We start from the raw sequence: 5577 nt of genomic DNA, 5'->3' as shown, positions 1-5577 counted from the left end.
CAGGCCGTTGAAAAACCAACGGCCACCCATTTGGTATAATCAAGCATCCCACGAACCACGGAAGCACCCGATGAGAGGCATCCGCAACGACAGTCAGACGAACCTGTTCAGCTACGTCCAGCTGGAAGATCTCATCCCGGCCAATCACCCGCTACGCAAGATCCGCCAGATGGTTGATCTCGTGCTCGGCTCGATGAATGACGTATTCGACGGCTTATATTCCCGCGTCGGGCGGCCTTCGATTCCGCCCGAACATCTGCTGCGCGCCTCTCTGCTGCAAGTGCTCTACACCATCCGCTCCGAGCGGCTGCTGGTCGAGCAACTGGACTACAACCTGCTATTTCGCTGGTTCGTCGGCCTTTCCGCCGATGCCCGCGTATGGAACCACTCGACCTTCTCGCAAAATCGCGACCGCTTGTTTACCGAAGACGTCGCCCGCGCCTTCTTCATTCGGGTACGCAGCCTGGCCGAGTGGGGCAAGCTGACCAGCGACGAACACTTCAGCGTCGACGGCACACTGATCGATGCCTGGGCGTCCCACAAAAGCTTTGTCCGCAAGGATGACGACACGTCCCCACCAGAAGGGCGCAATCCGGACGTCGATTTCCGGGGCGAGAAACGCAGCAACAAGACCCACCAATCCAGAACCGATCCGGAAGCGCGACTGGCCCGCAAGAGCGCCGGCGACGCCAGCCGCCTGTGCCATATGGCCCATATCCTGACCGAAAACCGCAACGGCCTGGTCGTGGACGTCTCGGTGTCCGAGGTCAATGGCCACGCCGAAAACGTCGAAGCGCTGAACCTATTGCTGCGCAACGCCAAGAAAGGCAGCACAGTCGGCACGGACAAGGGCTATGACACGCATGCATTCGTTGACGGCTGCCGAGGCTTGGGCGTCACCCCTCACGTGGCGCGCAAGCGCACCGGCAGCGCCATCGACGGCCGCACCACGCGCCATGAGGGTTACGCGATCAGCCAGCGGCGACGCAAGCGGATCGAGGAATGCTTCGGCTGGCTGAAAACCGTCGGAGGCCTTCGCAAAACCAAACTGATCGGCCGGGCCAAACTGGCCGGGCAAACCTTTTTAGCCTTCGCGACCTATAACCTGATCCGCCTGGGCAGCCTGTCCGGCTGCTGGGGCGGATCGCATGTATAGGGCGTATTACGCCCAAAGTCGCCGGATAACCGGCAAATAGCCTGAAAATCAAGGTAGAAAGCGGATTTATTGGCATTCTACCCGCTGAAACCGCCCATTTTGCTCATGCGGAAATGGGTTGGGGCAAGATCGACGTGTTTTTCAACGGCCTGCTATTGCCTAAACACGAGCATAGGATCGCGGGCAACTCTACGTGATACGCACGGACAAATGCACCTACATAGTGATGCTGCCATTCAATTGTGCCTGTCCGACAAGAACCTGAGGGGACTGTCGATGCTGCAAACCATGGGTTTTATTCATAGCCTGCATATGTTGGCAGGGATGGACTGGAGCGTCCTTGATTACAGCGCAGTAGCATACGCTGCAGGAGAGCAAGAGACCAATCAGAAGGATCAGGCGCGTTGCAATAGCTGAGAGATATCTTAGACATCCAGGAGCGGTGCGACGGCAAGGCGAAAACCAAAAAGTATGCTTGGATGATCGACGGAAGTAGCGCAAGGTGCATAGGGGCTAGCATGTGGAAACGTAGCGAAACCGAGTCATTGGCGGTCACGGACAACAGTGAAGTGGAGGCCCGAAGGTGGCTTGTGTGGTGGTAGAAAATCGATATCTGAGGGACGATAGTCGGAGAAAGCAGCTGGGGCATGAGATACCAAAGCTAGTCATGATGGGAAACCGTTCGGGAAACCGGATAACAATGATCCAGAGGCTGCGTTGCGCCGACGTGGCGTGCTCGAGTACGGCGTGGGTTGCGCGCGCCTTGCTGCGGAAGAAAAACAGGCGGTCGGTAGCCGGAATGTCTGGTGGATTTTTTGAGGAGCCTGAGGGTAAAGCGGGAGGAGGATGTTGCTCTAAAGGGGGTAAGTCGGAAGTGCTCGTACGATGTTTGACAACCATGAGGAGTGGATGATGGGAAAGGCCAAGAGAGTAGCAGTAGGAGCTGCTGAGTCGGAGGCAGGTATGACAAACGGTAAAGCGGAGGTAACGCAGGATGAATGGAAAAGTATGGTCGCAAAGCGAAGGGCGCAGATGTGTGAGGCGATCGTGTTGTGGTGGCTGAAATGGGGGGGGGGGGCACCCGGTCGTACAGATGGAGACAAGTTCGATCTGGTAGAGCAAGTGTTGTGGGTGATGGCAAACGCTATAGGTGTCGCCAATACGGTGGGAGGGGCTAGTGGTCAGACGGAAGGAGGTGAGTTGGACCAGGTGAAGTTTCGATTCAGAAATTATACGGATATATCCTGGGCGGTGGGTGGGTGGACGGTCGCAGAAGAACTGACGGGAGCTGCTGGCCAGATCAAGAAGATGCCGGTTCTGGCGGTATACGGAAATAAAGGTGTGGTGCCGGCAGCGTCGACAGGGAGACCGGGAGAGGAGGTGTGGTCGATCACGCCAAGGTGGGGTGATACCGGGCGTCCGAGTGGCGGAGGATATGACCCTAATGTGTCCTGGGTGCATAAGACGGTTTTGAAGGTGGTGCTCGCCCCATTGACGAGGGGGACGCATAACCCATCAGCATATCTCAGTCTGCGAATCTCGACGGGATGCCAGAGCGAAACGATGTTTGATGACGTAACCCCCCGGCAAGGCGTGGAATTCGATGATGCGCAGCAGTGTTGGACATCCGTTCGAGCCGTAGACGAGATTATATATGACGGGCTGTTGGGGGGGGCAGGGGGGCAGGAGTCTGAGCGGGTGAATTGGACAGCAGGTCTAAATTCCGGGGCCCCGGCAGGGTCCCATGATGCCCCTAGGTGGGGAATTAGTTACGGCCCGCAGTACGTGAGGACCAGGTGGAAGGCGGTGCAGGACATCCTGCCGATACCGGAAGATATCACGTTGTATCTCCCAGTGAATTTGTATTCGTATCCCGGCTTGGGGAGGGGACAGGCAATGGATGGATGGCCAATGGATGGACTGTACAGTATGGACGGGACGGTGCCGGGGTTTGAGGTATTAGCATTTTCGGGTGCAGTGAGCATGGCGAGTTACTGGGGTGATGGAGTGACCGAATGGGAGTGTGACGAAAAGGTGGGGATGGATGCGTGGAATGCGATGGCGTCGAGGGAGAAGTTAGCAGTCCTGGCACGAAGTGAGAAAGTGCCCGAGGCGGGGACGGAGGCAGATGGTAAGGTGGCGTTGGCGGCGGTAGTGATGATGTTAAAGTTGGCAAGTGTGGCTTCGTCGTTGTACGGGGCGATGTACACGATGCTGAGTAAGGCGTCGACGCAGGGGGTATCGGCGTTTGTGGGTAAGTCAGACACTCTTTTGGTGGTGAATCGAATGTCGTTTCCTGTAGTTATACTTGAGGCTACTGGTCGATTGGCAAATGTCGCTGGAAGCCGGTTTCTGGCCCCGGGAGAGAGTACGCATATCGTGTTGAACGGAAACTCTGGGTGGGTGGAGCATTTGAGGAGGAAGGCAGGGAAGCCTGAAAACAAGCAGAGGTTGGGTATGTTATCTATAGCGATGTTACTGAGGAAGGGAGACGGGACCGCGGGGATGATGCACAATAGTGGACCGAAACCTTACGCACTAGACGTGGAGTTCATGGCGGACAGCAAGTATGGGGCAGATAATGGGATGCTAAAGACGAGTGGGTTTACGATGTACAGGTGCAAACTCCATAGGGTGAAGTCAACAACATGGCAGCAGGATAATTCGACGTGGTGGGATATGGAGGAGGCGAGCTTGGGAGCAGCGGGCGGTGCGGAAGGGGTAGGAGGTATGGTTGGCCAATACATGTCATTCAGGCCGATTGCGTGGGGCGGCACAGTTGAGGAGGAAAGTTTAGGCGTGTACCTTTCGGCGGACGGTAGGATGTGGAGAGCGACCCAGGCTGACCAGGCGGTCTTGGTGTTATATGGCAGGGATGAACTGTAGAAGTTCCGATTTGATCTGACAGTCAGGCCTTGCCGAGAGGTGGGGTTACCCGTTTTGATAGAGGTGCGAATCTTCATCAAGACAGCGCGAAAGCGCAGGAGTAACCCCATGGCAAGTTTCAACCAGAACATCATCAAACACAAGATCGGCCTGCTAAACCTGGCAGCTGAGCTAGGCAACGTCTCCAAGGCCTGCAAGGTAATGGGCCTGTCCCGTGATACCTTTTACCGCTACCAGAACGCAGTGGCTGATGGCGGCGTCGAGGCATTGTTCGATGCCAATCGTCGCAAACCCAATCCCAAGAACCGCGTAGACGACGTCATAGAGGCGGCCGTCGTTGCCTATGCGACGGAACAGCCTGCGCATGGGCAAGTGCGAGTCAGCAACGAACTACGCCAGCGCGGCGTGTTCGTTTCCCCTTCCGGTGTGCGCTCAGTCTGGCTGCGACATGACCTGGCATCGTTCAAGCAGCGGCTACGCGCTCTGGAACATCTGGTAGCTGAACAAGCCATCGTGCTCACCGATGCGCAGATCGCGGCACTGGAGCGCAAACAAGAAGATGATGTCGCGCATGGCGAGATTGAAACAGCGCATCCGGGCTATCTAGGCTCGCAGGACACCTTCTATGTGGGCACGATCAAAGGTGTCGGGCGGATTTACCAGCAAACCTTTGTCGATACCTACAGCAAGGTGGCGTTTGCCAAGCTCTACACCACCAAAACGCCGATCACCGCGGCAGATCTGCTCAATGACCGGGTGTTGCCGTTCTTTGCCGAGCATGGGATGGGAGTATTGCGTATGCTGACAGGTCGCGGAACCGAGTATTGCGGCAAGCCGGAAACCCATGATTACCAGCTGTACTTGGCGGTAAATGATATCGAGCACACCAAGACCCGTGCGCGGCATCCGCAGACAAACGGCATCTGCGAACGCTTCCACAAAACGATCTTGCAGGAGTTTTACCAGGTGGCATTCCGCAAGAAGCTCTATCTGGAACTCGATGAGCTACAGGCCGATCTTGATACTTGGTTGGTCTACTACAATCAGGAACGCACACACCAAGGCAAGATGTGCTGCGGTCGCACACCCGTACAAACCTTTATTGATGGCAAACGGGAATGGAGGGAGAAGGTAGACAACTTGAATTGATCTGACAGCCAGGCGCCGTCAAAACGGGAGACTGTCAGATCAGGTCTGAACTTCTACAGTCCTGATTGGTTCGATACAGACCGTACACCATGTACAGTAAGGCGACGGCAAAGACCGTGCCGATCAGCGCAAAGCGGCTGGGGTAGCTCAAGCGCTGCATCAGCCTTACCACGGGTGTTGTCATGATTTCGCTCCTGACTGTGGCGGAGACGCACGCAATGTTGACGTCTGCTTCGCCAGTTTCAGAATAGACAATTTCCCAAGTTGAAAAACACCATTTTCGACTAGTCCATCAAATAGTTGCCGACGCCCATTTGCCGATGGCTCGAGAAATTGTCGAGGCACTCTGACTGCACGATTAAAATGGCGATGTCGAAGAGGCTGGA

The 5577-nt window shown here is 56.0% G+C and carries 5 protein-coding genes; 4 read left to right on the top strand and 1 reads right to left on the bottom strand.

Going from position 1 to position 5577, the window contains the following annotated elements; translation table 11 throughout:
- The first annotated feature begins 70 nt into the window (after positions 1–70).
- The 4 genes from BR71_RS19585 (at position 71) to BR71_RS19570 (ending at position 5191) form a co-directional block, all read left to right on the top strand.
- Complete coding sequence (locus BR71_RS19585) at positions 71–1156, top strand: IS5 family transposase (RefSeq protein ID WP_043641441.1); 1086 nt, start codon at positions 71–73, stop codon at positions 1154–1156.
- A gap of 105 nt (positions 1157–1261) precedes the next feature.
- Positions 1262–1573: a transposase gene (locus BR71_RS24525; RefSeq protein ID WP_081862757.1), complete on the top strand. Its 312-nt coding sequence runs from the start codon at positions 1262–1264 to the stop codon at positions 1571–1573.
- A gap of 468 nt (positions 1574–2041) precedes the next feature.
- Positions 2042–4042: a hypothetical protein gene (locus BR71_RS19575; RefSeq protein WP_043641437.1), complete on the top strand. Its 2001-nt coding sequence runs from the start codon at positions 2042–2044 to the stop codon at positions 4040–4042.
- A 108-nt stretch (positions 4043–4150) separates the two neighbouring features.
- Positions 4151–5191: an IS481 family transposase gene (locus tag BR71_RS19570; protein WP_043641436.1), complete on the top strand. Its 1041-nt coding sequence runs from the start codon at positions 4151–4153 to the stop codon at positions 5189–5191.
- A 34-nt stretch (positions 5192–5225) separates the two neighbouring features.
- Here the strand turns inward: BR71_RS19570 and BR71_RS24390 are convergent, their stop codons facing one another.
- Complete coding sequence (locus BR71_RS24390) at positions 5226–5375, bottom strand: hypothetical protein (RefSeq protein WP_156039062.1); 150 nt, start codon at positions 5373–5375, stop codon at positions 5226–5228.
- Positions 5376–5577 lie beyond the last annotated feature (202 nt).

Source organism: Chromobacterium haemolyticum DSM 19808, from assembly GCF_000711885.1.
GTDB classification, from domain to species: Bacteria; Pseudomonadota; Gammaproteobacteria; order Burkholderiales; family Chromobacteriaceae; genus Chromobacterium; species Chromobacterium haemolyticum.
This window is presented reverse-complemented; position numbering and strand designations above follow the sequence as displayed.